This window comes from Burkholderia sp. lig30 (assembly GCF_000687455.2).
GTDB lineage: Bacteria > Pseudomonadota > Gammaproteobacteria > Burkholderiales > Burkholderiaceae > Burkholderia.
Map to the genome: position 1 here is coordinate 1 of NZ_JGVW01000103.1, position 2,503 is coordinate 2,503.

Consider the following 2,503-nt stretch of genomic DNA (forward strand, 5'->3'; position numbering starts at 1 on the left):
CGCCCGGCGTCGAAATCGGCCGGCCGAACGATACCTATCGTCGCATACGCATCGAATCGGGCTTCGGCAAGATGACCGTGATCGCAACGGATGGCCATCTGCCTTATCCGTTCGGTCGGGAAATGACCGGCTATGAAGTGCCGAATCTCGCCACGACGCTGCAGAAGGCGCAGGGCGCGGGCGTGACGGTGCTCGTGCCGCCGTTCACGTCGGACGGGCGCGATGCCGCGATCGTCCAGTTCCCGGGCGGCTATATCGCCGAAATCCACGCGAGTGCGGGGAAATGAAGTCCGAAGACACGATCCTCGCCGCGATTGCCGGGTTCGTCGATACGCTGAGCTTCGTCGCGCTGTTCGGTCTGTTCACGGCGCACGTGACGGGCAACTTCGTGCTGATCGGGGCCGGCGTGGCGGGCTACGGTCGGGGCATCTTCCTGAAGCTGATCGTGTTTCCGGCATTCGTCGGCGGGGTCGTGTTCAGCAGCCTGCTGGTGCGGTCGTTGTCCGAACGGCACGCCCGTCAGGGCGCGCGTCTGCTCCATGCGGTGCAGGCCGTCCTGATGTTCGGCTTCTGCGCGGCCGGCGTCTGGGCGATGCCGGTCAGCCAGCCCGACAGCCTGCCTGCGGTCGTGGCCGGCATCCTCGGCGGAATCGCGATGGGCGTGCAGAACGCGCATCCGCGCTTGATCCAGCGTCCGGGCGTGCCGAACACGGTCATGACGGGAAACGTCACGCAAGCGATTCTCGACGTGGTCGACATGTTGTCCGCGCGCACCGCCGACAGCGTGCGCGCGGCGGCCCGCGCGCGGTTCGCGAAGATGATGCCGGCCATCGTCGCGTTCGCGATCGGCGCGACGGCCGGGGCGCTGGGCTTCCGTTACGCGGGATTCTGGGCGCTGCTCGTTCCGGCGTGCGCGCTCGCGTGGCTCGCGGCGGCCACCGGGGAACACGAGCGCACGACGACGGCGGGGCGCGTCTGATTCGGCGGGGAAGGGAGGGAGCCCCCGAACGCGCCCGGTGGGCGGGGGCGGCAGGCACAACTACGAGCCGACAACGGCAAGGGAAATCATGGTATCCATCGCGCTGCGCGGGCGTCGATTCAAAAACGCCGCAAGCATTCCCGTCGTCGCGGGGCTGCTGTTGACGGGCGCCGACGCAGTCTTCGCGGAGCCGCTCGCGGAACCCGCTGCTGCGGCCGGCACGCCGTCAGGCGGCAGCGCTTCGGCGGCCGCCTGCAACGTCAAACGGCCCGTCGTGCTGTTCAATCGCTGGCAGGAAGACTGGTCGGTGCTCGCGAACCCGTGCGTTCAACGCCAGCCGTTCGACACGCTGAAGTACATGCCGCTCGGCGGCGACCCGAAATCCTATCTGTCGCTCGGCGTGAACCTGCGCGAGCGGGTCGAAAGCAACCATGCGCCGCTGTTCGGCATTGGTTCCGCGCAGTCGGATACCTATCTGATCCAGCGCGTCGAGGTTCACGCGGACGCGCATCTCGGCGAGCACTGGCAGGCCTTCGTGCAGCTCGATGATGCGCGTGCGTACGGCAAGAACACGGTCACGCCGGTGGACAAGAACCCGCTCGACGTCGAGCAGGCGTTTGCCACCTACAGTGGCGGGCTCGGCGGCGGCACGTTCAAGTTTCGCGTCGGCCGGCAGCAGATGGCGTTCGACTTGCAGCGCTTCATTGCCGTGCGCGACGGCCCGAACGTGCGCCAGTCGTTCGACGCGGTCTGGGTCGACTACGAATACCAGAAGTGGCGCTTCATCGCGTATGCGACCCAGCCCGTACAGAATCGTGACCAGTCCACGTTCGACGACGTGTCGAACCGCGACCTCACGTTCAGCGGCGTACGTTTCGAGCGCCAGTCGGTCGGGCCGGGCGATCTTTCCGGCTATTGGTCGCGCTACAACCGCAGCAACGCGCGCTTCATCGACGCCAGGGGCGCCGAGCATCGCGACGTGTGGGACCTGCGCTACACGGGCACGCACGCTCGTTTCGACTGGGACGTCGAGGCCATGCTGCAGACAGGCACGGTCGGCAACAACACGATCGGCGCGTGGGCGATGGGCTCGATCGCGGGTTACCGGCTCGACCTGCCGTGGTCGCCGCGCGTTGCGCTGCAGGTCGACGCGGCGTCGGGCGACCGGCATCCGCACGATGGCCGGGTAGAGACATTCAATCCGCTGTTTCCGAACGGCTATTACTTCACGCTCGCCAGCTACACCGGCTATTCGAACCTGATTCACGTCAAACCGTCCGTCACGCTCAAGCCGTCGGCGAATCTGTCGCTGCTCGGCGCGCTCGGTTTCCAGTGGCGGGAGACGACCGGCGACGCGGTCTATCAACAGGGGAGCCAGGTCGTGCCGGGGACGGCGGGCAGGGGCAGTCTGTGGACGGGGATGTATGTGCAATTGCGCGCGGACTGGACCATCGCGGCCAACCTGATCGGCTCGGTCGAAGCCGTGCATTTCCAGGTCGGCGATACGATTCGGCAGGCGGGTGG

At 67.0% G+C, this 2,503-nt stretch carries 2 protein-coding genes and 1 pseudogene; all 3 read left to right on the forward strand.

What is annotated here, in order from left to right:
- Positions 1-287 (forward strand): annotated as a pseudogene (locus LIG30_RS21000) (glyoxalase/bleomycin resistance/dioxygenase family protein); the annotation flags it as partial.
- Positions 284-979: a YoaK family protein gene (locus LIG30_RS21005; protein WP_038715114.1), complete on the forward strand. Its 696-nt coding sequence runs from the start codon at positions 284-286 to the stop codon at positions 977-979. The pseudogene LIG30_RS21000 and the gene LIG30_RS21005, both read left to right, overlap by 4 nt.
- Positions 980-1,067: 88 nt before the next feature.
- Positions 1,068-2,503 (forward strand): alginate export family protein (locus tag LIG30_RS21010; protein ID WP_038715117.1); only part of this gene is annotated, 1,436 nt, incomplete at its 3' end.

Coding starts and splice junctions, on each gene's coding strand:
- LIG30_RS21005 (WP_038715114.1), top strand. CDS start 284: ATGAAGTCCGAAGACACGATCCTCGCCGCGATTGCCGGGTTCGTCGAT.